This window comes from Halococcus thailandensis JCM 13552 (genome assembly GCF_000336715.1).
Lineage (GTDB): Archaea > Halobacteriota > Halobacteria > Halobacteriales > Halococcaceae > Halococcus > Halococcus thailandensis.
Map to the genome: position 1 here is coordinate 122,493 of NZ_AOMF01000155.1, position 24,962 is coordinate 147,454.

General features: G+C 66.5%; 25 protein-coding genes and 2 tRNA genes. 14 read left to right on the forward strand and 13 right to left on the reverse strand.

Annotated features, from left to right (window positions below; all coding sequences use genetic code 11):
- Positions 1-15 precede the first annotated feature (15 nt).
- A complete protein-coding gene (locus tag C451_RS10620) occupies positions 16-1,092 on the forward strand; it encodes a molybdopterin-dependent oxidoreductase (protein WP_007740425.1) in 1,077 nt (358 codons plus the stop codon).
- Here C451_RS10620 and C451_RS10625 read toward each other — a convergent pair.
- Together C451_RS10625 and C451_RS10630 are read right to left on the reverse strand one after the other, a co-directional pair.
- Positions 1,076-1,486, reverse strand: coding sequence for an RNA-binding domain-containing protein (locus tag C451_RS10625; protein ID WP_007740428.1), 411 nt, complete (start codon positions 1,484-1,486; stop codon positions 1,076-1,078). The genes C451_RS10620 and C451_RS10625 overlap by 17 nt on opposite strands.
- The gene (locus C451_RS10630; RefSeq protein ID WP_007740430.1) at positions 1,486-2,037 is read right to left on the reverse strand and encodes an AAA family ATPase; all 552 of its coding nucleotides are present in this window, start codon (positions 2,035-2,037) and stop codon (positions 1,486-1,488) included. The genes C451_RS10625 and C451_RS10630 overlap by 1 nt, the downstream gene beginning before the upstream one ends.
- An 83-nt stretch (positions 2,038-2,120) precedes the next feature.
- Between C451_RS10630 and C451_RS10635 the strand changes: the two genes are divergently transcribed.
- From C451_RS10635 to mptA, 3 genes are all read left to right on the forward strand, one after another.
- Positions 2,121-2,195: transfer RNA gene (locus tag C451_RS10635), tRNA-Arg, on the forward strand.
- A 329-nt stretch (positions 2,196-2,524) separates the two neighbouring features.
- Entirely contained in the window at positions 2,525-3,343 is an 819-nt protein-coding gene (locus tag C451_RS10640) for an NAD(+)/NADH kinase (protein ID WP_007740431.1), read from the forward strand.
- A 109-nt stretch (positions 3,344-3,452) separates the two neighbouring features.
- A complete protein-coding gene (mptA, locus tag C451_RS10645; RefSeq protein ID WP_007740434.1) occupies positions 3,453-4,397 on the forward strand; it encodes a GTP cyclohydrolase MptA in 945 nt (314 codons plus the stop codon).
- Here the strand turns inward: mptA and C451_RS10650 are convergent.
- The gene (locus C451_RS10650) at positions 4,394-5,200 is read right to left on the reverse strand and encodes a TrmB family transcriptional regulator (RefSeq protein WP_007740441.1); all 807 of its coding nucleotides are present in this window, start codon (positions 5,198-5,200) and stop codon (positions 4,394-4,396) included. The two genes, mptA and C451_RS10650, sit on opposite strands and share 4 nt — an antisense overlap.
- A 124-nt stretch (positions 5,201-5,324) precedes the next feature.
- Between C451_RS10650 and C451_RS10655 the strand changes: the two genes are divergently transcribed.
- On the forward strand, positions 5,325-5,825 hold the full coding sequence (locus C451_RS10655; RefSeq protein WP_007740442.1) for an FxsA family protein: 501 nt from the start codon (positions 5,325-5,327) through the stop codon (positions 5,823-5,825).
- A gap of 49 nt (positions 5,826-5,874) precedes the next feature.
- Positions 5,875-5,948: transfer RNA gene (locus C451_RS10660), tRNA-Ile, on the forward strand.
- Between the two features lie 126 nt (positions 5,949-6,074).
- On the opposite strand, the gene C451_RS10665 is transcribed toward C451_RS10660, so the two are convergent.
- Together C451_RS10665 and C451_RS10675 are read right to left on the reverse strand one after the other, a co-directional pair.
- Positions 6,075-6,518 carry a hypothetical protein gene (locus C451_RS10665; protein ID WP_007740443.1) on the reverse strand — a complete coding sequence of 148 codons (444 nt, stop codon included), beginning with the start codon at positions 6,516-6,518 and terminating at the stop codon, positions 6,075-6,077.
- A gap of 282 nt (positions 6,519-6,800) precedes the next feature.
- Positions 6,801-7,103 carry a hypothetical protein gene (locus C451_RS10675; protein ID WP_007740445.1) on the reverse strand — a complete coding sequence of 101 codons (303 nt, stop codon included), beginning with the start codon at positions 7,101-7,103 and terminating at the stop codon, positions 6,801-6,803.
- Between the two features lie 236 nt (positions 7,104-7,339).
- Between C451_RS10675 and C451_RS10680 the strand changes: the two genes are divergently transcribed.
- Complete coding sequence (locus tag C451_RS10680) at positions 7,340-7,546, forward strand: hypothetical protein (RefSeq protein WP_007740451.1); 207 nt, start codon at positions 7,340-7,342, stop codon at positions 7,544-7,546.
- A gap of 36 nt (positions 7,547-7,582) precedes the next feature.
- Positions 7,583-7,840, forward strand: coding sequence for a hypothetical protein (locus C451_RS10685; RefSeq protein WP_007740453.1), 258 nt, complete (start codon positions 7,583-7,585; stop codon positions 7,838-7,840).
- 154 nt (positions 7,841-7,994) lie between these two features.
- Here the strand turns inward: C451_RS10685 and C451_RS10690 are convergent, their stop codons facing one another.
- The 3 genes from C451_RS10690 to ahbB all read right to left on the reverse strand — a co-directional run bounded on the left by C451_RS10690 (position 7,995) and on the right by ahbB (position 12,995).
- On the reverse strand, positions 7,995-9,653 hold the full coding sequence (locus C451_RS10690) for a hypothetical protein (RefSeq protein ID WP_007740455.1): 1,659 nt from the start codon (positions 9,651-9,653) through the stop codon (positions 7,995-7,997).
- Between the two features lie 18 nt (positions 9,654-9,671).
- A complete protein-coding gene (locus C451_RS23140) occupies positions 9,672-11,822 on the reverse strand; it encodes a hypothetical protein (protein WP_007740457.1) in 2,151 nt (716 codons plus the stop codon).
- A gap of 132 nt (positions 11,823-11,954) precedes the next feature.
- Positions 11,955-12,995, reverse strand: a complete 1,041-nt coding sequence (gene ahbB, locus C451_RS10700) for a siroheme decarboxylase subunit beta (RefSeq protein ID WP_007740458.1) — start codon at positions 12,993-12,995, stop codon at positions 11,955-11,957.
- Between the two features lie 77 nt (positions 12,996-13,072).
- Between ahbB and C451_RS10705 the strand changes: the two genes are divergently transcribed.
- A complete protein-coding gene (locus C451_RS10705; protein ID WP_007740460.1) occupies positions 13,073-13,930 on the forward strand; it encodes an SDR family NAD(P)-dependent oxidoreductase in 858 nt (285 codons plus the stop codon).
- A 56-nt stretch (positions 13,931-13,986) separates the two neighbouring features.
- Here C451_RS10705 and rnhB read toward each other — a convergent pair whose 3' ends face one another.
- The 4 genes from rnhB to C451_RS10720 form a co-directional block, all read right to left on the reverse strand.
- Positions 13,987-14,613 (reverse strand): ribonuclease HII, encoded by a 627-nt coding sequence (gene rnhB, locus C451_RS10710; RefSeq protein WP_007740461.1) that lies wholly within the window; start codon positions 14,611-14,613, stop codon positions 13,987-13,989.
- Positions 14,614-14,662: 49 nt separating this feature from the next.
- Positions 14,663-14,809 (reverse strand): hypothetical protein, encoded by a 147-nt coding sequence (locus C451_RS22630; RefSeq protein ID WP_161605860.1) that lies wholly within the window; start codon positions 14,807-14,809, stop codon positions 14,663-14,665.
- 39 nt (positions 14,810-14,848) lie between these two features.
- The gene (locus C451_RS10715; protein ID WP_007740462.1) at positions 14,849-16,150 is read right to left on the reverse strand and encodes a tRNA pseudouridine(54/55) synthase Pus10; all 1,302 of its coding nucleotides are present in this window, start codon (positions 16,148-16,150) and stop codon (positions 14,849-14,851) included.
- Positions 16,151-16,216: 66 nt separating this feature from the next.
- The gene (locus C451_RS10720; protein WP_007740463.1) at positions 16,217-17,731 is read right to left on the reverse strand and encodes a lipopolysaccharide biosynthesis protein; all 1,515 of its coding nucleotides are present in this window, start codon (positions 17,729-17,731) and stop codon (positions 16,217-16,219) included.
- 121 nt (positions 17,732-17,852) lie between these two features.
- On the opposite strand from C451_RS10720, the gene C451_RS10725 reads away from it, so the two are divergent.
- From C451_RS10725 to C451_RS10745, 5 genes are all read left to right on the forward strand, one after another.
- The gene (locus tag C451_RS10725; protein ID WP_007740464.1) at positions 17,853-19,052 is read left to right on the forward strand and encodes a sugar phosphate nucleotidyltransferase; all 1,200 of its coding nucleotides are present in this window, start codon (positions 17,853-17,855) and stop codon (positions 19,050-19,052) included.
- Positions 19,052-20,839 (forward strand): glutamine--fructose-6-phosphate transaminase (isomerizing), encoded by a 1,788-nt coding sequence (gene glmS, locus C451_RS10730; protein ID WP_007740467.1) that lies wholly within the window; start codon positions 19,052-19,054, stop codon positions 20,837-20,839. The genes C451_RS10725 and glmS overlap by 1 nt, the downstream gene beginning before the upstream one ends.
- A 191-nt stretch (positions 20,840-21,030) precedes the next feature.
- Complete coding sequence (locus tag C451_RS10735) at positions 21,031-22,197, forward strand: NAD-dependent epimerase/dehydratase family protein (RefSeq protein WP_007740469.1); 1,167 nt, start codon at positions 21,031-21,033, stop codon at positions 22,195-22,197.
- A complete protein-coding gene (locus tag C451_RS10740; RefSeq protein WP_007740470.1) occupies positions 22,194-23,120 on the forward strand; it encodes an NAD-dependent epimerase/dehydratase family protein in 927 nt (308 codons plus the stop codon). Before C451_RS10735 ends, C451_RS10740 begins: the two co-directional genes overlap by 4 nt.
- The gene (locus tag C451_RS10745; RefSeq protein WP_007740471.1) at positions 23,117-24,091 is read left to right on the forward strand and encodes an NAD-dependent epimerase/dehydratase family protein; all 975 of its coding nucleotides are present in this window, start codon (positions 23,117-23,119) and stop codon (positions 24,089-24,091) included. Before C451_RS10740 ends, C451_RS10745 begins: the two co-directional genes overlap by 4 nt.
- On the opposite strand, the gene aglF is transcribed toward C451_RS10745, so the two are convergent.
- Positions 24,092-24,865: a UTP--glucose-1-phosphate uridylyltransferase AglF gene (aglF, locus tag C451_RS10750; RefSeq protein WP_007740472.1), complete on the reverse strand. Its 774-nt coding sequence runs from the start codon at positions 24,863-24,865 to the stop codon at positions 24,092-24,094.
- Positions 24,866-24,962 lie beyond the last annotated feature (97 nt).

Here is a 24,962-nt window from a genome sequence, read left to right on the forward strand (position 1 = left end):
AGCCGTAGCCGAGTCGTGGTATCGCGCCTCGAACTCCCGCCGCGGCTGGTCGACTGGTCGATCCTCGTAACCGTGGGTTTCGCGGTTGCCACCGGTCTGCTGAGCCTCGTCTCCGGACGGCCCGGCGACGCGATCGTCTTCGTCCTCCACGGGATGGGTGGGCTCGCGCTCGTTCTCCTCCTCTTCTGGAAACTCCGGCGCGTGCGCCCGCGACTGACGAACCGGGCGGCGTGGAACCGGGGCACGATCGTCTCAGTCCTTCTGACTGTTCTCGCGCTCGCGGCGCTCGCTACCGGGTTCGTCTGGACATCGGGCTCGACGCCGACGGTCGGCCCGTGGCTGCTGCTGTTCGTCCACATGGCGCTCGGCGTTCTCGTCGTCCCCGTCCTGCTCGTCCACCTGCGCGGCCGGGTTCGTCTCCCGAGCACGGACGACTTCGAAGGCCGGCGGACGGCGCTCTCCTCGCTCGCGGTCGTCGGCTTCGGCGCGCTCGCGTGGCGCTTCCAGCGCGGGGCGAACCGCCTGCTCGGACTCGCCACCGATCAGCGCTTCACCGGTTCGACAGAGGAGGGAACGGACGCGGCGAACGCCTTCCCGGTGACGAGCTGGGTCGCCGACGATCCCGACCCGATCGACCCCGACGACTGGGAGCTCCGGATCGGCGGCGCGGTCGAGCGCGAACACACGCTCTCGAGCGCCGATCTCGAACCCGAGAGCGCGGGCCGCACGACTCTCGACTGCACGAGCGGCTGGTACTCGACCCACGATTGGCGTGGCCTACGGGTGGGCGACCTCATCGATACGGTCGAACCCGACCCCGAAGCACGGTGGGTCTCCTTTCGCTCGGTGACTGGCTATCGCTGGAGCCTCCCGATCGAAGAGGCCCGCGACGCGCTGCTGGCGACTCACACCGACGGCGAGCGGCTCTCGCACGGCCACGGCTTCCCGCTCAGGCTGGTCGCACCCGGCCGGCGCGGCTTCCAGTGGGTGAAGTGGATCGAGGAGATCGAGGTCGGCCGCCAGCGCGACACGAGCGAGTGGCTGGCGATCTTCGTCAGCGGGTTCGACGAGAACGCTACGAACAATCGCTGACCGGCGTTCCGTCCTCGGTCGGCGGCGCGATGTGGTCGATATACTCCTCCACGCTCGGCTCGTGGACCCGGATCCGGAGCTCGATGTCGCCGAGCTCGTCCGGTTCGCCGACCGCGAAGTTGACGACACCCTCGAAGGCGGCCTGTTTCTTCAGTGCGACGCGCACCACGTCGCCCTGCCGGTCGGCGAAGAACTCGTTGCGGGCGCTGTCGAGGATCTCCTGGTCGTGGAGCAGTTCCGAGAAGTGGTCCAGACTGTGGGTTTCGGCGCGCACCTCGCCGGGTGCACGCTCGATCTCCGCGCCGGGCACGAGGTTCTCGACGGCCGTGACGACCCGCTCGGTGACTTCGGTGTCGTTGACCGGCGCGGCGAGTTTCACGTCGATGCGGTACATCATTCGCCTTCCTCCGCGAGCAGCGTCCGGATACGATCCTGAAACGCCGCGAGCGAGCCGGTGTTTTCGACCCGCTCGTCGGCGCGCTCGATGGCGTCGTCCATCCCGAAGCCGAGCTCGCGCTCGTCGCGGGCTTCGAGGCTCTCGCCGCCGTCGGCGCTCGCGACGTCGCGTCCCCGTGCATCGACGCGCTCGGCACGCACATCGAACGGGGCCTCGATGGCGATCAACGAGAATTCCTCGCCGAACCGATCCTCGAACCGTTCGACCTCCACTCCAGAACGGATGCCGTCGACGAGCACCGTGGACGAGTCGTCGCGTTCGCGCTCGATGATCGGCAGCGATCGCTCGGCGATGGCTCCCTGACCGCTCTCCTCGCGGAGCGCCTGCGCCACGCGGCCGTGGTGTTCGGCGGGGTCGAGCCCCCGATCGCGGCAGGCCTCCCTGATGACGTCGCCCATCGTCACGACCGGGATCCCCATCTCGCGGGCGACGGCGGCGGCCTCGCTCTTGCCGCTGCCCGGCAGGCCGACGATACCGATGACGCTCATTGCGCCCTCTTGTGGAGAATCGCTGTTAAACGCTCCGCACCGGACCCAATCGCTTTTGAACCGCTCGCTCTCACCCCCCGTGAGGGCACGTAGCTCAGCCCGGATAGAGCGTCGGACTTCTAATCCGACGGCCGTGGGTTCGAATCCCACCGTGCCCGTAGTACCTTTTTACTTCGTCGGGTTCGCGCTCCGCGCGAACCACTCCTCGCAAAAAGCTACGCTAAAAACTCCCGCTCGCTCCCTGCGGTCGCTCACGGCGAACCCCGCTCACTGCGTTCGCGCGGACATTCCACAGCACCGCAACACCACCGCACAGCGACCGCCGAAGCCCTCGGGGCGCGCTCACTCTGTTCGCTACTCGCTCGGCCTGCGGCCTCGCTCGCGCCCCTCGCCCTTCATCCGCCAGGCACCGCTCGGCGACCGCCACCGCCGCCCGCGGCACGGGCGGACCACGCGCTTTTTGCTCGCGGGGGTGAAACGGAGGGCGATGAGGGTCGGTATCGTCGCCCGTCGTGGCAACGATCGGGCGGCCGCGCTCGCCGCCGAGGTCCGCGAGCATCTCCGCGAGTCGGGTGCCCAGGTGTGGATCGACGAGGCGACCGCCGACACACTCGCGATCGATGGCCACCCCGTCGCGCGGATGAGCGACTGCACGCTCGTCGTCTCGATCGGCGGCGACGGCACCTTCCTCTTTACCGCTCGCGAGGTCGGCACGACGCCGATCATGGGTGTCAATCTCGGCGAGGTCGGCTTCCTCAACGCGACCTCACCCGCTGACGCGCTCGCCGAACTCACCCGCGAACTCGACCACATCGAGCACGAGGGCGAGCCACGGACTCGAACCGTCCCCAGACTTCGTGTCTCTGGCGAGGATATCTCGCTTCCGCGCGCGCTCAACGAGATCGTCGTGATGGGTGATCGCGGTCCCGGTCGCGGCGCGGAGTTCACCATCGAGATCGACGGCAGCGAGTATCTCGACAGCCACGCCGACGGCGTGCTCGTCGCCACGCAGACCGGGAGCACGGCCTACAATCTGAGCGAGGGCGGCCCGCTGGTCCATCCCGACGTACCGGCGCTCGTCGTCACAGATATGGCCGCGACCGATCCGATGCCGCCGCTGGTCGTCGATCGGGACAGCGAGATCACGATCACGGTCGGTGATGGCGACACGGCCGTGGTCGCCGACGGCCGCAATCGTGCCGCGCTCGCCGCGCCCGCGACGGTCACGATCGGTGTCGCCGACGAGCCGACGCGCATCGCCGGCCCCCCACTGGAATTTTTCAGCGCGCTCGACAAACTCGACTGACCGAGCGGGGATAGCGGTGGGTATGAGTGGGAAAACGGGGTGAGTAGTGGGGGCAAGACTGGGGACGTTTCGCAAGGCGTAACGGGGAGGAGCACCAACGAACAGCCGAATGAGCCAGCAGCTGCCGGACGTACAGGCTGCCCAGCCAGATGTAACCGTGGGACTCAATCACGTCGGCGTCACCGGCGTCGAGAAACTCGTCAAACTCGGTCGGGAGAACAAGCGCCCGATCGTGCTGATGGCGACCTTCGAGGTGTTCGTCGACCTGCCATCGTGGCGCAAGGGCGCGGACATGAGCCGGAACATGGAGGTCATCGACGAGACCCTCGAAGCGGCCGTCGCCGAGCCCGCCTACCGCGTGGAGGACGTCTGTGGCGACGCCGCCGAGCGCCTGCTCGACAAACACGAGTACACGAGCGAGGCCACCGTCGAGATGGAAGCCGAGTACGTCACGCGCGAGCAGACACCCGCGAGCGACAAGGAGACTCAGGGCACCGCGACGATCATCGCCAGCGCCTGCGCGACCGAGGAGGGGACGACCGAGGAGATCGGTACCAGAGTCACGGGGATGACCGTCTGTCCGTGCTCGCAGGGTATGTCGGCCTCGCGCGCCCGCGACACCCTCACCGAACTGGGCGTCGACGACGAAACCACCGAACAGTTCCTAGAGGAAGTGCCACAGGCCGGTCACTCCCAGCGCGGACACGCGACGCTGCGGGTGAAAAGCGACGGTGCACCCGAGGTCGACATGCGCGATCTCATCGACGTGGCGCGCGATTCGATGAGCGCCCGCATCTACAACCTCGCCAAACGTCCCGACGAGGATCACATGACGGAGGCCGCCCACGCGAACGCGAAGTTCGTCGAGGACTGCGTGCGCGACATGGCCGAGGGCGTCGTGGGCGAGTTCCCCGATCTCGCCGACGACGCGGTGGTGACGATGAAACAGTCGAACGACGAATCGATCCACCAGCACAACGCTCACGCCGAACGGGTCGCGACGGTCGGCCAACTCCGATCCGAACTCGACGAAACGACTTCGACCGACGACTAGCCGAGATCGAGCCGTTCGGCACCCTCCCAGCGCGGTTCGAACTCGCGGGTGATCTCGCCGGCGAAGGAGGGATCCTTGACGTCGATCATCGCGAACAGCTGCGTGCTATCGAGCGGGTGTGGCACCTCGATGCAGGTCTCGACGCCGTCGATCACGGTGAAGGTTCGCTCGACGGCGTCGCTGGTCCGCGTGCTGACGCGATCGTGGGGCAAGAGCGTGTTCACGTAGCGCTCGTTGACGGTGTTGGGCAGTTCCGTGACGAGATCGGGATGCATCAGCAGGGAGACGTCGACGCCACGATCGACGGCCGCGCCCAGTCGCTCGGTGACGCGGTTGCCGACCGATGCCGTGTCGAACTGGGCCGACAGCACCGCCGCGACGACCACCACGCTCTCCTCGGCGGCCGCGAGGCGCTCTTCGAGCAGGTCGATCGTCTCCTCGGCACCGACCGCCGCCGTCCAGAACCGTTCGTTGGCGGGTTCGCTGGCGTCGAGTTCGCTGACGAGCTCCTCGACGACCTCCTCGTACTGGTCGGCTCTGGCTTCGAGCTCGCGCCGGCGATCTTCGAGCAGTCGCGACAGCGCCGTCTCTGGCTCGACCGCGACGTATTTCTTGGGTCGTGAGGCGCTCTGTGACCTGATGAGGCTGTGGGTCTCGATGCTCGCGAGCACGTCGTAGATGCGACCCATCGGCACGCCGCTGGCGCGCGAGAGCTCCTTTGCGGTCGTCGGACCGGTGTCGAGCAGCGCCCGATAGACGCGCGCCTCGTATTCGGAGAGGCCGAGGTCGCTGAGATCAGCCATTGTCCTCCCGTTTCGGGCCACAGCAATAAACTCATCGGCAGTTCATCGGTCGCGATCCCACGTCGGCCGCTGGTTCGTACGTCCGTCAGGAAAGGGTTTTGCGTGCGCGACCGGTAGGGACGCCATGCTGCTCCGGATACTCGGATTGCTCCTTCTGATCCCGCTGTTCGACATGGTGGTGCTCGTCGCCGTGGCGACACAGACGTCGCTCGGTTTCGTCGGGGCCGTGGCGCTGGTCGTTCTCACGGCGCTGATCGGCATGTTGCTCGTGCGTTCCGAGGGCCGCCACACCGCCCGGAAGATCCAGGAGCGTATCCGGAACGGCTCGTTGCCGGGCGACGAACTGCTCGACGGTGGGCTGCTCATCGGTGCGGGCGCGTTCCTGCTCACGCCGGGGTTCGTGACGGATCTCGTCGGGCTGGTGCTCGTCGTGCCGGTGACGCGCTGGCCCGTCCGGGCGGCGCTCAAGCGCTGGCTCGTCATCCCGTATCTCGACCGGAAGATGGGGGGTATCGCCAGCGGCGTCGCCTACGGCGGTGGCTTCCCCGACGGGGAGGACACCTACGACGTCGATGCCGGCAGTTACGAGGTCCACGACCGCGATGGCGATACGAGCCGTGACTGAGGACGCGAAGAGAAACGCTTACAAACCGATGGGAGCAACCACTGGTGTCGGGCCAATAGCTCAGTTAGGTTGAGCGCTCGGCTGATAACCGGGAGGTCCGCGGTTCAAATCCGCGTTGGCCCATGTTTCTGCGACAACGGATGTGAGGGGCGGAAGTCAAACCGAAATGAAACTGGTTTAAAAATCACAACGCCAACAAACCCGAGATTGACGTTTTGCCTGCTTCAAACCGAATAAATCTCACTCCTGCTACTCCGAAGCGATTCGACGTTGCTGTTCTCGGATCGTGTTTGCAATTGCGGAGTAGTTTCGTACGCTCGCGAGCGTTACCATCTCTCCACCACCGCCGACAGAGAACGTTATTGATCCATGTTCTGAGCCAACAAAGTTGAAGCGATCACCGCTTGTCTGGAGCTGATTGATGTCTCGGATGGGATATTCATTCGAGCGCTGACTCAACATTGATACTCGTTTCTGGATGATGCGCTCGTTCGTGACGACAAAGCGAGTCTTCTGACGCCGCCACCATACCCATGCAATGATGAGCAGTCCGAGTCCGGCTGCCGTGATGCCAAGAATACCGATAGTCATTGACCACGGGTAGGCCCGCCAACGTGGTTTCTGATCGTGAAGGACTTCTTCACCCTGCATGAGGGTAATGCCGCGAATGTCTTGAACTGATGAACTGGACATCGCATCAAATCATCTCCTCACATGGTATTAACTGTGGGGTATCGAATGTATGTACAAAACCGTGTGACTGGATGTTGCTGTGCTCTAGCCCCATGTATAGAATCTGCTCGCCGGTAACTCTCTGAAAAGACAGCAGGGGGACGTTACAGGTGATGCCACGCAACGGAGCCCCGCTGTCCCGGAGCGCGCCTTGCTCCATCGCTTTCTTTGTGCTTGGACAGCATAAGCTTTGTGTGGTGTGAAGGCGGATGACATGACTGTCGTCGGGTGCACTGCCGACCGTCAGGACTGCTGGAAGCGCGTCGTTCCGGCGGGGCCGACCGCCAGCTCGTGGCGTGGGGTGTGGTGGACCGGTGGGTCGGTTCGACGACTCCCGGCGACCGCCGGCTCCACGGTGATCGACGTGTCGTTCCACGGCGCGAACATCGCGTGCGGGATGAACTGCTCGCTGTCGTTTCGGCGCAGCGTCACGCCAGCCGGGTCGGTGGCGACGACGACGGCGTAGCGCTCGTGACTGTCGGTCTCGTAGAGAACGTCCCCGACATCGGGGTCGGCGCGGTCGGTCGTGGCATCGGTGGCTGTCATGGTGGGCTGTCGGCGGGGAGCGGGGATCGCTGTGACACCGCCGCCGTGTTCGGTCGGACGACCGACCGGCTATTGAATCACGATCACCGTTGCCGGTCGTTTCTCACCGTTCCGGGCGTGAAGCGACCGAAATCGTCCGGCCCGGTCGCGTGACGGAATCGTGTGATTGAGACGTTTCGAGCCCGTACCGGGGGTATGAATCGTTCACGACGCCGAAACAGTCGGGTGAGCTGCCCGTGAGCATCGACGAGCGGGTGCTGTTCGCCGTCGTGCTCGCCATCGGTGTCGTGCTCCCCGGCGGTGCGAACTACGCCCTTTCGTCGCTCGGCTTCGAGACGGCCGGGACGGCCGTCTGGGCGCTCGGCTATCTGGGGGTGGCACTGTTCGTCTGGTATCGCTGGATTCGCCCGCTCGATTTCGGTGCGCACGGCGACGGGTCGTAACCTTGAAATCTGGGACCGACTCATCCCACCACGAGAATGTTTCCGTTCCCGCTGCAGGCGCTCGACCGGTTCCTGCTCCAGTACAATCTCGGGCAGGTGCTGTTGCTCGTCTTCGTGCTCGCGTTGCTCGCCGCGCTCGCCCAGCGGTCCAGGAAGGTGCTCTCCATCCAAGTGATGACTTTCGGCCTCCTGTTCGCGATCGTCCCGAGCATCGACGGTCCCGGCTACTATCTCTATCTCGGCCTCGGGCTCCTCGTGGTCGCACCGCTGCTGTTCACGACCGCCAACCGCTGATCGCTCTCACGACGTTCCACCCATCGCGTTCGGTAGCAACGAACCACGATATTCCGTCTCGTCGACGAACCCGTCGAGAGACATCGATCGAAATCGCATCGAAATTCCACGGCGAACCATCGCGGTTCGCCGATCCGTTCTCCTGCGTCGATCCCTATTCGCCGGTCGTGTTCGTCGGGAGATCGACGCGGAGGGTGTGCGTGCCCGACTCGAACGTCCGGCTATCGCTGTCGACGTAGTTCTGGAGCTGTTCGGTCGCGGGCGACCAGACCGGTCCGGGCTTCGTGTAGCTCACCAGCGAGAGCGTGACCGACTCGCCGTCGGCGACCGTGAACGTCGTCGTCGCCGTGCCGTTCTCGACGGTGACGTTCCGACTCTCGATGCGATCGGCGAGCGCCGCGTCGGTGGTGAACTCGCCGTCGGAGCGTCGCGTGATCGGCTCCTCGCTGCTGCCGTGCGCGAACCGGAGCAGTTCCTCGTTCGTGTAGGTACCGTTCGGCCCTTGCAGCTGCTCGATCGGCTCGCCGCGCACGAGATCGACCTGGTAGTAGGTCGTTTCGTCGCTGCCGAGGAAGCCGAGCGCGTCGCGTTCGGCGTTCGTCAGGCTACCGTCGTCGAGCGCCTCGCTCAGCGCCACGAGCTGGTCGTCGGAGAGATCGCCGCCCGCGATGGCGTCGGCGATCGCGGTGCGCTGCTCGTCGCTCAGCCCGTCGCTGGCGAGCGCGTCGGTGATGGTCGACGTCTCTGCGTCGGTGAGACCGCTCGCGGCGAGCGCGCTACTCACTCCGGAGACCTGCTCGTCCGAGAGTCCGCTGTCGGCGAGCGATGCGTCGATAGTGCCCGCGTCCGCATTGCCGTCCGCTTCGTTACCGCTGTCCGCGCCACCGTCGGCATCACCGCCTGTTTGCGCACCGTTGCCGTCACTGCCCGTTCCGACCCCGCTCGTTTCCGTTTCCGTCGAGGCCGAGTCGGTTCCGGTCTCCGTTCTCGCCGAATCGTCCGTCGTTTCGGTCGGAGCTGCGGTCGTCCCCGTTTCGGTCGGTGCGCTCGTTTCGGTGTCCGTCACGGTCGGTCCCGTGGTGCCGTCGGTCGCGGTGGTCGTTCCCGCCTCCGTGTCCGTTGGCGCGGCCGTGGCGGTCGCCGTTGGCGTGTCGGTTCCGGTCGTCGCCGTCGGCTCCGGAGCACTCGTTTCGGTTGCGGTGGCCGTGTCCGTCTCGGTGGCCGTCCCCGTTTCCGTCGGCTGCTCGGTGCTGGTCGGCGTGCCCGTGCCCGCACCGGCAACCGTCAGCGTACCGGGCGTCGTCGACGGCTCGACGGCAGTTCCGTTGTCGTCGTCGAGATTGACCTGCTCGACGACGATATCGCTCGCTCCCGTGCTCTCGCCGGTGATTTCGACGGTGCCGAGCGAGATTCCCGTCGCTCCCGGCTGGACGTTCTCGTCGACGTCGACGCCCGAGAGCGTCACCATCGTGCCGTTATCGCTGACTGAAACCCTGTCGAGACCGAACGCATCGGCGACCGACGCGTTCGTGATGGTCCCGACGCTCGGATCACTCAGCCGCACCACGAGATCGTAGCCCGACACGCCTTCGGGAGCTGTCGAAAGCGTCAGCCCGACGCTCGTCGTCCCGTTGGGCGACGTGTTCGCGCTTCCGGCCGTGATCGTCGCCGATTCCTGTGTCTGTGCCGTGCTCGATCCCACGAACTGCCCGTTGACGGCCACGCCCGCAACCGCGAGCGATGCCACCACGAGTCCGACCACGGCTACTGTTAGCGCCCGATTCCGCCCGCCGAACCGCTTGTCTTCATCCATGTATTCTCTCGTCCGCGTTCACTCGGCCATGTTGTCGAGCGTCACGATGTCGTCGTAATCGATGCGACCGTTGTCGTTGAAGTCGAACGCCGCACTGTTGTTCCTGACCGCCGGATCGTCGAGGTTGTCGTACAGCGCCTGCGCGTCGGCTTTCGTCAGCTCGCCATCGCCGTCGACGTCCTCGTATTTGCCGTCGCCGTCGAGGTCCTGCGGCGGGTTCTCGAAGTCACCGACGGGCTCCGGGCTGGCGGTGTACTCGCCGCGTTCGATGATCGTCCCGCTCGCTCCAACGGCGACGTCGGGATACGAGCCCGTCGTGTCGAGGACGATCCCGTTGAGACCGTTGCTCGTCGGCGTCTCGTCGGACTGCCAGCCCGAACCGGTGCGCTCGTAGACCGTCCCGCTGCTGCCGGCGGCCAACCCCTTCTTCCCCTCGCGGGTGATAGCGTTGAGCGCGTTCTGCCCGGCGTAGAGCTTCGTCCAGACCGCACCGTTGTACCGGAAGATCGAGCCGTCGCCGCCCGCGACCTCGATCTCGTCGGGACTCACCGCGGTGACGTCGTACAGCCCGACGCTGCCGCCGTCGATGCCGATTTCCTTCCAGCTCTTGCCGCCGTCGGTCGTCTCGTAGACTTTCGAGTTCGTATCGCAGATGTAGCCCGTGCTCTCGTCGATGAAATCGAGCCCCTTCGCGCTGGAGCCGCCGCCGGGCTTGACCGCCGAGCCCCAGTCCATCCCGCCCGAGCCGTTCTTCGTCCCGGAGAAGAACTCGCCCGAGCCGTTGATCAGGAAGACCGTTTCGGAACCGGCCGCGCCGACGACCGCGACGTCCTCCCAGGTGCTGGTCTTCCCCTCGGGTTTCGAGTAATCGGTCTTCGTCCCGCTCCCGACGTCGTACTCGCCGATGACGCCGCTGCCACCGGCGAACCAGACGTGGTTGCCGTCGTCGGTGACGCCGGCCCCGGTGAGGGTGTTGCCCTGCGTCGTCGGCCCTTTCTCGATGACCGTCGTCCAGCCCGTCGAACCCCGTTCGAGAACCCGCCCGCCATCGCCGACGGCGTACGGCCCCTGGCTCGACAGAACGGTGTCGCTGAGCCCTTTCCCGGTCGGCGAGCTCGCCTCGGTCCACTCGGCCGAATCGGGTCGTGGCTTCCGTTCGGCCGGCGGATCGGCGGTGTACTCGCCATGCTCGATGATCGTCCCGTTCGCCCCGACGGCGACATCGGGATAACCTCCGGCGGTGTCGAGCGCCACTCCCTGAAGCTTCTTCGTCGTCGACGTCTCCATTTCGGTCCACGTGCCAGGGTTCTCTCGGTCGTAGACACGCCCGCCGGAACCGACCGCCAGCCCCGAAGCTCCGTCGCGGTCGATTCCATAGATGGTATTCTCGCCAACCGAATGCGGTGTCCACTCCGACCCGTCATACTGGTATATTTTCCCGCTGCCGGCGGCCACGTTGACGTCCGATTTACTCACGCTCGCTACGCCGTACAAGTTGCCACCTGGACCATCGATACCGATTTCCTGATAGCTTCCGCCGTTGTCGGTCGTCTCGTAGACTTTCGTGCTCGTGTTCGAGACGTGCCCAACTGAACTACTGGCGAAATCGATCCCTTTCATGCTGGAGCCTGAGCCCGGTTTCTGGGCTTCTCCCCAGTCCATCCCACCCGAACCGTTTTTCGTCCCGCTGAGCACCTCGCCGGAGCCGTTGACGAGGTGGACTGTTTCGGAGCCCGACGCTCCGGTGACCGCGAGGTCCTCCCAGGTGCTCGTCTTCCCTCCCGGCGCGGAGTAGTCGGTGAGCTGCTCTTCGACCACGTTGTACTGGCCGATGACGCCGCTGCCGCCGGCGAACCAGACGTGCTCGCCGTCGTCGGTGACGCCGGCTCCGTTTAGTGGCTCTCCCTCGACCGTCGGCCCCTTCGAGAGAACGGTTTCCCAGCCGTCAGTGCGGCGGGCGAGCACCAGCCCCCCGCTCCCGACGGCGTACGGTCCTTCGCTGGTCTGTACGACGTCATTCAGTGTCTTGCCCGTCGGCGAGTCGGCCGTGGACCACGCCGACGCCTGTGCGCCGGCCGTCCCCGAAACCGCCGCCCCGACGCCGGCCACGAGAGCCGTCGCGCCGGTGAGCTGCAGGAACCGTCGCCGATTCCGATCGATATCCGTCATGTCTCATCCCGTTCTGGATGGTTCTCGGGTTATATTTGTTGCTTGCAGAAACGGTTGGAACAACCGACTACGAACCATTCGCACAAAAATCGGACCGAAAACGACAACTGCCGAACAGGACGAACGGCCGATTCAGCTTCCGAGTAGTTCCTCGTACTGCGCGCCGGTCTGCTTCAGTGTTTCAGTCGAGAAGAGCCGCTCGTGGCCGTAGGGGAGATGTTCGTCGGCGAGTTCGTCGATCTTCTCGTCGACCATCTCGGCGTCGCGACCGTGGATCATCGTGAACAGGTTGTACGGCCACTCCTGGTCGGGTCTGCGTGGGCGGTGATAGCAGAGCGTGACGTACGGCAGCGACCCGACTTCGGTGCCGCGGGCGTCGAGATCGTCGTCGGGAACGTCCCAGACGACCATGCAGTTGGCGTCGAACCCCGTGACGACGTGGTTGACGATGCAGCCGATGCGCTTGATGCAACCCGTCTCGCGTAGCTGGCGGATGGCGTCGATCACGTCTTCGACCGACTCGTCGAGTTCCGCGGCGATGTCGCGATAGGGCGTCGCCGTCAGCGGGAATCCACCCTGGATGGCCAGCAGGAGTCGCGCGTCGAGCGTCGAGAGATCGCCGGTCGCCGACTCGCTGATGGCGGTCGCGCGCACGTCCTCGCCCCCGCCGCTCGACTCGCGGGCGAAGCGATCGCCGTTCACGACCGGAAATTCGAGATTGATGTAGAAATCCGTCAGCATCGGGAGGTTCAGCACCGAACAGCCGGTTCGCTCCTCGATATCGGCGAGGATCGCGTCGCGCGTCTCGCGCGAACCGGCGGTGACGACGAACCACATGTTCCAGGGATGATCGCGTCGGTAGTTGTGGTTGACCTGCCGGTGTTCGTTGACGATCTCGGCGATCTCGTCGAACCGGTCCTCGGGGGCCTGCACCGCCGCGAGTGTCGACGAGCCGATGACGGGCGGGTTGAGCACCGCGCCGAACCGGCGGAAGATCCCCTGCTCGCGCAACGACTCGACACGGGCGAGCGCCTCGTCCTCATCGATGTCGAGTTCCGCACCGATCGCGCGGAACGGCCGCTCTTCGACCGGGAACCCGCTCTGATAGTCGTCGATCAGGCGGCCGTCGACCGCGTCGAGATCGGCCCGCCAGTCCTCGGCCAGCGAACTCATTGGACTCCGTACGAGACGGTCGAACTACGGTCTGTCGGTTCCCGCGCGGTTATGGCGCTCCCGCTCGACCGCTCGGCATGACCGATTCCAGGAAGCTGGCCGGACAGGTCGCGCTCGTCACCGGTGCGACTGGTGGCATCGGGCGCGAAATCGCCCGCCGACTCGGCGCTCGCGGAGCACACGTCGTCGTGACCGGGCGCTCGCGCGAGGGTGGGGAAGAAACCATCGCCGCCGTCGAGCGAGCGGGCGGCAGCGCGCAGTTCTTCCGGGCCGATCTCGCGACGATGGCGACCGTCCGCGCGCTCGCCGAGGAGTTCCGCCGTCGCTACGACCGCCTCGACGTGCTCGTGACCAACGCCGGCTGCTCGCGGGACAGCCGGCAGCTCACCGCCGACGGCCACGAACTGACGCTCGCGGTCAACCATCTCGCGCCGTATCTGCTCACGCACGATCTGCTCGACGTGCTCGTCGAAACTCCCGATTCTCGTCTCGTCGCCACCTCCTCGACCGTCCACTCGACCGGTGAGATCGATTTCGCCGATCTGCGACTCGAAACCGACTACGATGCGTTCGCGGCCTACGCGCGCTCGAAACTGGCGAACCTGCTCTTCACCACCGAACTCGCCGCACGGGTCGATTTCCCCGTGAACGCCGTCCATCCCGGGTTCGTGCCCGGCAGCGGGCTCTACCGTCACGCCTCGCTGCCGACGCGGGCGTTCATGGCGCTCGCCGCACGCCTCCCAGTTCTCAGTACGTCGGTCGACGAGGCTGCCGATCCGCTCGTCGAGCTCGCCGTCGATCCCGACGCCGACCACACCTACTTCGATCGCCACGATCCGACCGATCCCGACCCGCGCGCCGACGACGATCGACTGCGCGAACACCTCTGGAACGTCAGCGCCGCGCTCGTCAATGTCGATCCCGACTGGCCGTAACTCGCGACCGGCTCCACAGCAATCGTGTAGCGGCATGAACGACGCCGCGACGGGATTCAGAAATCGGCGAGTGCGGACTGATCGGCGGCTTCCAGAACGTCGCGACTGGTCTTCCAGGATTCGCGCGCGAACGGCGGGAGATCACCGTGCTCGCGGACGTATTCGCGGAGGAATTTTCGGGTACTGCTATCGCCCGGATAGCCGCTGCCGATCGCGCCGTGTTCGGCAGCGAGATCGGCAACATGCTCGTCGCGGGCGACTTTGGCGACGATGCTCGCCGCGCCGACGTGGTCGTGGGATTCGTCGGCACCGTGCTCGGCTGCGAGCTCCACGTCGGTCGTGGTTTCGGCCCTCACGCGGCGACCGAACCGTGCCGCATCGGTGTCGCAGGCGTCGACGACGCCGGAGTCGCCGGTAGCAGTCGCGCGATCGATCGCGTCGGCCATCGCCGCGACCGTGAGCGCGTTCAGACGGCCGTCGTCGATCTCGCTGGCTGTGATCTCGCTCACGGCGATCGTGACTCGCTCGTCGGCGCGGATCTCGGCGGCCAGCGCCTCGCGGCGAGCGGGCGTGAGTCGTTTCGAGTCGTCGATCCCATCGGGCAGCGCGGTATCGGCACTGACGCACGCGACGAACAGCGATCCGAGGACGGGTCCGCGCCCCGCCTCGTCGACGCCGAACATACCGACGGCTCGCGTGGCAGGCAGAAAGCAGTTCGCAAAAACGGTGGTGTTAGTCGGCCGTCCCCGGCGTGAACGGCTCCGGTTCGTCCTCTTCGTCGTCCGTCTCGCCGTCAGCCTCGATCGCCCACTCCGGAAGCTCCTCGTGCTCGTCGTCCTCGTATAGCCGCGTGGAATCGGTCGTTCGATGGTGGCACATGGGTTGCTACCTCCATGCTATAGTATGGCATGGACGAACTTAACCGCTCGGCTCGACGAGATAGTCTGGATCGGCGAACGCCTCGTCCTCACCCTCGACGGCGATCACGTCGAGCGCCGTCACCTCGCTGTCGACGCCGAGCAGCCCTGCGAGGCTCGGCTCCGTCCGTCCCTCGTCGCTGCTCACGAGCTCTTTCACGTAGAGGCCGCCAGCGCCGCGGAGCTCCACGGTGGCGTGGCGGCCGTCGTCGAGCTCGCCCTCGATCTCGTAGACGTCGCGCACGCGGGTCCGACTCGCCCGCCGGTGATCGACCCGCTGGGGCGTCTCCTGTTCGATCGTCGCGCCGTCGAGTTCGGCGAGCGCGTCGGCGAACGCCGTCTCCTCGATCGGTTCGGCGAACTCGATGGCCATCGAGTAGGTCTTGTGCGCGTCGAGCTCCTTCACGCGCTCGACCATCCCGTGGGTCGCACGTCGGAGGCCTTCGACCTCGACGCTCCCGTCGGCGAACTCGTTGATCTCCGTCTCCAGCTCCTTGGCGTCGACCGCGCGCCGCTGTGGCTGTTTGATCTCGATGACGAACGGGCGGCCGGTGCCCTGCATCGTCGCGTCGACGTCCTCGCGACCCGCACCGTGGAAGATCGATTCCGAGCCATCCATCGCCTCCTCGACGACCGGCGCGGTCAGCTCCTCGACGCTCTCGTCGTAGAGATAGCCGCTGCCGCCACAGTAGTCGCAGGGCTCCTCGCCGCCGTCCGCGACGAACTGCTTGCCGCTGCCGCCGCACTCCCGGCAGGGCCACTCGGTCTGGGGAATTCCGCGTTCGAGCTTCCGGTAGCGCCCGTAGACGAACGCCGGGTTCACCTGGACGTCGACGTCGCCGCGATCGAGGTTGACGAGCGCGAGCACGTCCGGGCGCTCGAAATCCACCTCCGTGCCCGTGCGCTCGCCGAGGCGCTTGCCGACCTCGCGGTTGAGCGCGGATTTGAACGACTCGCCGGCATCGGTGGGGAGGTCGCTCTCCTCGCGCAGCAGGCGGTCGTTCTCCTCGATCAGCGGCGGGACGCGCGTGCCGACCTGGTACGTCTCGAACTCGACGTCCCCGAGCGCGTCGACCGCGCGCTCGGCCCACTCGTCGAACCGATCGCACTCGCCCTCGCAGACCCAGCAGTCCTCGGAGCCCTCGAACGGTTCGTCCGCGTCGAGTGCGATCGTGGTTCGGAGTGCGCGCCCGCGTGCCCGGTTCGTGAGACCGAAACTCCGGTCGGCGAAGACGCGGCCGAGACAGGAATTACAGATCGGGCCGTTGTCGAGGACGGCCCGCGCGTCGTCGAGGATGGACATGCGATGGAAACGCGCTCTTGGCACTCACCTGTTGTGGTTCGTCACCGGAATCGCTGCCGCGAACGTTCACGAGACGACGGTACGGGCCAGCCGGCGACAGAGCGCCACGCTGTCGTACTCCGAGAACCGTTCGACCGCGAGCGCGAGCACGCCGTAGACGACGACGCCGACCAGAACGAGGAGGGTGAACTCGACGACGCCGGTGGCGATACCCATACGGTGGACGGCGACGACGGCGATCCCCATGATGATGCTGGGCACAGCAGGGTAGGCGACGAGGCGAAGCAGGCGTGCGTAGCTCCCGTCGACCGCCTGCGTCGCGAGATACGTCGAGACCGGTTCGGAGAACACGAGCGAGTTGCCGACGATCACCAGCCCCGTGCCGACCGCGCCGTAGCGCGCCGTTGCGGGGTAGATGAACGCCGCGATGATCACCAGCTTGCCGAACTGGATCTTCGTCGGTACGTCGGGTTTGCCGATGGCCTGGAACAGCGGGCCGGTCGTCGCCCCGAGCGAGCGCAGCAGGCCCCACGCGGCGAGCAGCTGGATCATCGGTATCATCGCGTCCCACTGCTCGGTGAGGAACGTATCGACGAACGTCGGGGCGACGGCGGCGACGCCGACCGCGATCGGGAAGGAGATGAACATCGTGAGCTGAACAGTTTTAAAGAAGCCGTCGCGGAGCTGGCGGTCGTCGCTCTGCATCTTCGAGTAGGTCGGGAAGATCACGCTCGAAATGGTCTGGGTTACCTCGGTCGCGGGCGCGTTCGAGACGCGGTAGGCGAGCTGGTAGAGCCCGACGACGGCGGTGCCGAGATACCAACCGACGAAGGCGTCGTCGCCTTCCATGATCAGGAACAACACTACTCCGGAGGCGAAGATCCACTTCCCGTAGCCGAACAGTTCGCGGGCGTGATCGAGATCGAACCGCGGTCGCGGTCGGTAGTCGGCGACGAAATAGGAGGCCACCAGCCGGACGAAGTCGCTCGCGACCAGCCCGAGCACGAGCGCCCATACCGAGCGGGTGAGAAAGGCCACGACGACGGCGACCGCGACGTAGAAGACCGTCCCCGACAGCGTGTAGGCGAACTGCTTGTCGAAGCGGAGGTCCTTCTTGAGATAGAGCAGTCCCGGGTTCTGGAGCCCCGAAAGCAGCGGCGAGAGCGCGAGCACACGGAGGACGGGCGCGAGCTGCGGCTCGTCGAAGACCAGCGGCGAGGCGACGATCGGCGCGCTGACGAACAGGACGGCGGCGACGACGAGCCCGCGCGCGTTCTGCATCATCCAGGCCGTATCGAGATAGGCGTCGACGTCGTCGGCCTCGCGCTGGATGAGCGCGGCGTCGATGCCGAGCCTGGAGAGTTTGGTGAGTGCGCTCATCACGACGAGCGCGAGCGCCATCACGCCGTACGAGTCGGGGCCGATGAGCCGCGCGACGAGCAGCACCATCGCGAGCTGGAGCACCCTGTCGACGACGTTCGTGAGCATGACCCAGACGCCGCTGGTGACCGCGCGTTCGGTGAGGTCGCCGCCCGGGCTGAGCACGCGCCTGACGAGGGCGACGACGCTGCTGATCGACACACATCCGCTTTCCGTCGATGGTTCATATCGTCGTCGGAGTCGCCCGCAGCCCCTCTCGGGCCGGTCGACGACCACGTGGCCAGCCAGAACGTTGAAATCGTCGCCCCGTGGATAGGGTGCAATGAGCGTCCGTACCGCCGTCGTCCTCGCGGCCGGGGAGGGCAACCGCCTCCGCCCGCTGACGTACAACCGCCCAAAACCGATGCTGCCAGCGGCGAACCGGCCGATCCTCGGCTACGTCTTCGACGCGCTGATCGACGCCGGGATCGAACGGATCACCGTCGTCATCGGCTACAAGCGCGATCGCGTCCAGGAACACTTCGGGCCGACTTACCGCGACACGCCGCTCGATTACGTGGTCCAGGACAAACAGCTCGGCAGCGGCCACGCCCTGCTCGCCGCGCGCTCGTCGGTCGACGAGCCATTCCTGCTCGTCAACGGCGATCGCGTGTTCGATTCCGGGCTGGTAGCCGACGTCGTCGCCGAGTTCGATGCCTACCCCGACGCGCCCGCCGCCCTCGGCGTGCTCGAACACCGCGACGTCCGCCGCTACGGCGCGGTCGCCCTCCACGAGGGTCGCATCGACGAGATCGTCGAGAAACCCGAATCAGACGACTTCCGCCTGATCAACGCCGGCGTCTACGCCTTTCGAACGGGGATCTTCGACGCGATCGAGGCGACCGAGCGCCGCGACGGCGAACTCCAACTGCCCGACACGCTCGCGCGACTCATCGACGAGGGCGAGGACGTCCGCGGGGTGCGCGTCGACGGGCTCTCGCCGCACGCCACCTATCCATGGGACCTCCTGACCGTGACCCAGGAGATCCTCGCGCGCGGTCGCGTCGACGAGCCGGCCCGCGAGCAAGGCGTCTGGGTCGACGACACGTCGCTCGTCCACGAGTCGGCGACGCTCCAGGCACCCGTCGTGGTGGGGCCGGACTGCGAGGTCGGTCCCGGTGCGGTCGTCGGGCCGGACGTCGCACTCGGGCGCAACGTCACCGTCGAGGCGAACGCGACCGTCACACGCAGCGTGCTCGACGGCGACACGCGCGTCGGGCCGGGGAGCACGGTTCTGGACTGTGTTGCCGGTCAGGACGTGACGCTCGGACCGGGCACCCTCGTACCCGGCGGGCAGACCGACGTCCGGATCGGCACGCACGTCCACGAGGATCGCTCGCTCGGGGCGGTCGTCGCCGACCGGGCCGACGCCGACGGTGGGGTCACGCTCGAACCGGGTACGCTGGTCGGGCCGGGCGCACGGCTGCACGTCGGCGTGCGGGCACGTGGTGAGATCCCCGCGGGTGCGGAGGTGCTCGACTGATGTGTGGGATCGTCGGCTGCGTCGGCCGGCCGGACGAGACCCTCGACGTGCTGATGCACGGGCTCTCGAAGCTCGAATACCGGGGCTACGACTCGGCGGGCGTCGCGCTCGCCAACAGCGCCGTCGAGATCGAAAAGCACGAGGGCGAACTCGCGAACCTCGAACGCGCCGTCGAGAGCGACGCACCCGCCGGCCCCGTCGGCATCGGCCACACTCGCTGGAGCACGCACGGTCCGCCGAGCGACCGCAACTCCCACCCACACGCCGACTGCGAGGGCGAGGTCGCGGTCATCCACAACGGGATCATCGAGAACTTCCAGGAAGTGAAGGACGAGCTCACCGCCGCGGGCCACGAGTTCACGAGCGACACCGACACCGAGGTCGTCCCCCACCTCATCGAGTCGGCGCTCGCCGACGGCGCGAGCAACGAGGAGGCCTTCCGCGCGGCGATCGAGCGCATCGAAGGGAGCTACGCCATCGCCGCGGTCTTCGCCGGTGGCGATTCGGTGTTCTGTACGCGTCAGGACTCGCCGCTCGTGCTCGGCATCGACGACGACGCGACCTATCTCGCGAGCGACGTGCCCGCCTTTCGGGAGTTCACCGATCGCGTCGTCTACCTGGAGGACGGCGAGTTCGCGCGCATCGACGCCGACGGCTGGAACGTCTCGACGGCCGACGGTGAGTCGGTCGAGAAGACGATCCACACCGTGAACTGGGACGCCGAGGAGACGGGCAAGAGCGGTTACGACCACTTCATGCTGAAGGAGATCCACGAGCAGCCGCGCGCGCTCCGGCAGTGTCTGCGCGGGCGCGTCGACGAGCTCGGCGGCCAGGTCGAACTGGAGGAGCTCGCTGGCGTCAGACCGTCGAGCGTGCAGTTCGTCGCCTGCGGCACCTCCTATCACGCGGCGCTGTATGGCGCGGAGCTGTTCCGCGAGGCCGGCATCCCCGCGCAGGCGTTTCTGGCGAGCGAGTACGTCACCTCGCCGCCGCCGATCGGCGACGCGCTCGTCGTCGGCGTCACCCAGAGCGGCGAGACCGCCGACACGCTGAGTGCGCTCCGAGAGGCACGCCAGCGCGGCGCGCGCACGCTCGCGCTCACCAACGTGGTGGGATCGACGGTCGCCCGCGAGTGTGATCACACCCTCTACATCCGTGCCGGCCCCGAGATCGGCGTCGCGGCCTCGAAGACGTTCGCGAGCCAGCTGGCCGCGCTCAACCTCTTCGCGTTCGCGGCTACCGACGACCACGACCGCGAGGCGATCGGTGCGTTGCGTGATCTTCCCAGCACTGTGCAGGAGGTCATCGACGACTCGACGGCCGAATCCGTCGCCGAGGCGTATCACGACGCCGACGCCTACTTCTTCATCGGCCGCGGGCTGAACTACCCGGTGGCGCTCGAAGGCGCGCTCAAACTCAAGGAGATCACCTACCGCCACGCCGAAGGGTTTGCCGCCGGCGAGCTCAAACACGGGCCGCTGGCCCTGGTGACCGACAACTCGCCGGTGATCGCCATCACAACGGGTGACGGCGAGCTCGCGCGCAAGACCGTGAACAACGTCAAGGAGGTCGAGGCGCGCGACGCGCCCGTCATCGCCGTCACCGACGGCCAGTCCGACATCGAGCGCTACGCCGATCACGTCCTCACCATCCCCGAGACACAGCCGCGGACTGCCGCCGTCCTCGCGAACGTCCAGCTCCAGCTGCTCGCCTACCACACCGCCGACCAGCTCGGCCGCTCGATCGACAAACCCCGCAATCTCGCGAAGAGCGTCACCGTCGAGTAGCGCCGTTCGCTCCGCCATCAGCTCCCTTTCGTCGTTCGTCCATCCATCGCATCAGCCGCGCTGTCGGTTTCACTGACTGGCTGCATCGGCACGTATCGGCCGTCGGATACATTATCGTGCATCGTGCTCCGGGCGATCGAGAACGGCAAACGTTTTGATCATCCGGGAGTTACTCGGACGACGAGTAACTAATGTCGATCATCGTCACCGGGGCCGACGGCTACGTCGGCTGGCCGACCGCACTGCGAATCGCCGACCGCACTGACGAGCGCGTGCTCTGTGTCGACAACTTCGCCCGCCGCGAGTGGGTCGCCTCGCTCGGCGCGACGAGCGCCACGGCGGTCGCCTCGATGGACGACCGGCTGGCGGCCGCCGAGGAGCAGGGCTATACGAACCTCTCCTTCGTCGAGGGCGACCTCACGGATCGGGCGTTCGTCGACCGACTGCTCGCGGTGCATGAGCCGCGCGCGATCGTCCACACTGCCGCCCAGCCCTCCGCACCCTACTCGCAGATCAACGGCGAGCGCGCCAACGAGACCCAGCACAACAACCTCCAGGCGACGCGCAACCTCGTCTGGGGGCTTCAGGAAGCGGGGCTCACCGACACCCACTTCATCGAGACGACCACGACGGGTGTCTACGGCGCGCCCGAGTTCCCGATCCCGGAGGGCGGTACGACGATGGAGAACGAGGGCGAGCGCGACGAGGTGCCCTTCCCCGCGATGGCCGGGAGCTGGTATCACCTCACCAAGAGCCACGACGCGGCCAACCTCCGACTGGCCCACAGCCAGTTCGACATCCCGATCAGCGACGTACGAACGGCGATCGTCTACGGCGCGGGCACCGACGAGACGCGCGCCGATGAACGTCTCGCGACGCGCCTCGACTTCGACTACTACTTCGGCGTCGTCGCCCACCGCTTCGCGGCGCAGGCGGTCGCGGGCTACCCGCTCACGGTGTACGGCAAGGGCGAGCAGCGAAAGCCGTTCGTGAGTCTCGACGACGCCGTCGAGGGGCTCGCGCGGCTCGCGCTCGTCGATCACGCCGAGCGCCCCGCCGCCCACACTGTCTACAACCAGACCACACGCGCGATCAGCATCGTCGAGATCGCCGAGACGATCGCGGCGGTCGGCGACGAGCACGGGCTCGACGTCGACGTCGAACACGTCGAGAACCCGCGCGACGAGGACGAGACACACAAGATGGAGATCCGCCACGAGAAGTACGACGATCTCATCGACGGGCAGTCGGTCGATTTCCGGGCGGGTATCGACGAGGTCGTCGGCGCGATGAACGATCGCCGTTCGGTGATCGAGAGTCACGAGGACCGCTTCCTGCCGGACATGCTCGAATCGTGAGCGACCTGCTCGTCACGGGCGGCTGTGGCTACATCGGCAGCGCGCTGGTGCCCCTGTTGGCCGACGACGACCGCGTGGATCGGCTAGTCGTGCTCGATTCGCTCGCCTCGGGTTCGCCACGAAACCTGCGCGGCTCGGTCGAGGCGATCGCGTTCCGGCAGGGCGACGTCCGCGAGTACGGCGACGTCGAGAGCGCGATGCGCGGGGTGGATACCGTCGTTCATCTGGCGGCGATCACCGGTGCCGACAGCACGCACGACCGCCGCGATGAGACCTACGCGACGAATCTCGAGGGAACGCGCAACGTACTCACCGCCGCCCGGAAGATGGGCGTCGAGCGCGTCGTCCTCGCCTCCTCGTGTAACATCTACGGGCGCGCGACGAGCACCGACATCGACGAGGGGATCGAGCCGGACCCGATCAACCCCTATGCCGAGACGAAATACGAAGCGGAGCAACTCCTCGCCGAGTACGCCGACGAGTACGGACTCGACGGGACGGCGCTCCGGCTGAGCACCGTCCACGGCGACGCACCGGGCATCCGGTTCAACCTCGTCGTCAACCAGTTCGTCTTTCGCGCGCTCACCGATCGGCCCCTGACGGTGTACGGCGACGGCTCGAACTGGCGGCCGTTCATCCACGCGCGCGACGCCGCCCGCGCCTACCGTGAGGCGGCGCTCGCACCCGACGACTGGTCGGAACCCGTCTACAACGTCGGGGCGAACGAGGCGAACTACCGGATCAGCGACGTCGCTACACTCATTAGCGAGGAACTTGCTACTGTGGACGTGACATACCTCGAAGACGAACATCCCGGTCCCTCCTATCACGTGAACTTCGATCGCGTGGCCGAGACGGGCTTCGAGCCCGCGATCGGCCTCCGCGAGGGCGTCCGCGATCTCGCCCGGAGGTTCCGCGGATGAACCCCGACCACGAGGCGCCGACGATCGCCGTGACCGGCGCGGCGGGCTACATCGGCAGCTGTGTCGTCACACACCTCCGCAACGACCATCCCGACTGGCACGTGACGGCACTCGACAACTTCTATCTGGGCGACGTCCGGTCGATCGGCGATGTAACCGTCGAACACGTCGACGTCCGCAACCGCGACCGGCTGGAGCACGCACTCGACGGTGCGGACATCGTGATGCATCTCGCCGCCCTCTCGGGGGTTCCCGACTGCGAGAACCGCAAGGACCTCGCCTACGAGGTCAACGTCCAGGGTACCGAGAACGTGGCCTGGTACTGCCGGAAGACAGGGACGGGACTGGTTTTCCCGTTCAGCATGGCGACGATCGGCGATCCCGTCGAGTTTCCGATCACCGTCGACCATCCGCGTGACCCGCTCAACTGGTACGGACGGAGCAAGCTGCTGAACGAGCGTGCCATCGAGGAACTCGTCGACGGGGCGTTCCCGGCACACCTGTTCTTGAAATCCAATCTCTACGGTGACCACGAGATCGATGGCGAACGGATCTCGAAGGGCACTGTCACCAATTTCTTCATCGACCGTGCGCTCGCCGACGAGACGATCACGGTCCACGAGCCGGGCACGCAGTCGCGCAACTACATCCACGTCGAGGACGTCGCTCGTGCCTACGTCAGAAGCGCCGAGCGGCTGTTCGATCAGCTCGCCGCCGGCGAGACGGGAGTGGAAAAGTACGAGCTCGCGAGCGACGAGGACCCCAGTGTGATGGAGATCGCCGAGCTCGTCGCCCGCGTCGCCCGCGAGGAGCGCGGGGCCGATCCCGACGTCGAACTGATCGAGAACCCGCGCGCGAGCGAGACGCTGGTCGATCGGTTCCCGGTCGACACGACGCGAACGCACGACGTACTCGGCTGGAGCGTCGAACGCTCGCTCGAAGACACGGTCAGAGAGCGGCTGCGACAGTAGCTACTCGGTATCGACGGCGTTGGCGCTCGCCTCGTCTTCTCCATCGCCGTCGAGTGCGCCACGTGCGTCCTGAAGCCGTCGTTCGGCTTCGTCGCGATCCTCGGGATAGCCGACGTCGATGCGCCAGCCGTCCATCCGCACGGCGTCGATCGTCCGTCCCGACCGGAGGAGGAGATCGACGGCCTCGGAGAGTTCGTACTCGCCGCGCGCGGAGGGCTGGACGAGATGGCAGGCGTGGAAGATCGCGGGCGTGAACGTGTAGAAGCCCGTGAGGACGAGGTTCGTCGGCGGTTCGTCGGGCTTTTCGATCACGTCGGTGACTTCGCCGTAGTCGTTGGTGTCACAGACGCCGTAGCGATCGGCTTCCTCCATCGGGACCTCCTCGACGAGGAAGGCGGCGTCGGCGCGGTCTTCGCGCTGGCGATCGACGACATCCGCGAGGTTCGCCTCGAAGACGTTGTCGCCGAGGATGAGCATGAAGTCGTCGTCGATGTGTTCCTCGACGGTGAGGAGGGCGTGGGCGAGGCCAGCCTGCTCGCGCTGGTGGGTGTAGGTGATCGGGATGCCCGCGAACTCGTCGCCGTAGTGTTCGATGATGACCTCCTTCTGGTAGCCGACGACCACGAGCAGTTCGCTCGCGCCGAGTTCGGCCAGCTGCTCGAAACAGTGCGTGAGGATGGGCTTCCCATCGATCTCGACCATCCCCTTCGGTTTGTCCTCGGTCAGCGGCCGGAGGCGCGTGCCCTCGCCGGCGGCCAGCACGACGGCTTTCATGGGCCTACAACGCGGGGGCCGTCGCAAATATCTGTCGTCACTCGACGATAAACCATAAGCGACGATAGCAATCGTTGCTGGCTGATGCCGAGAGGGC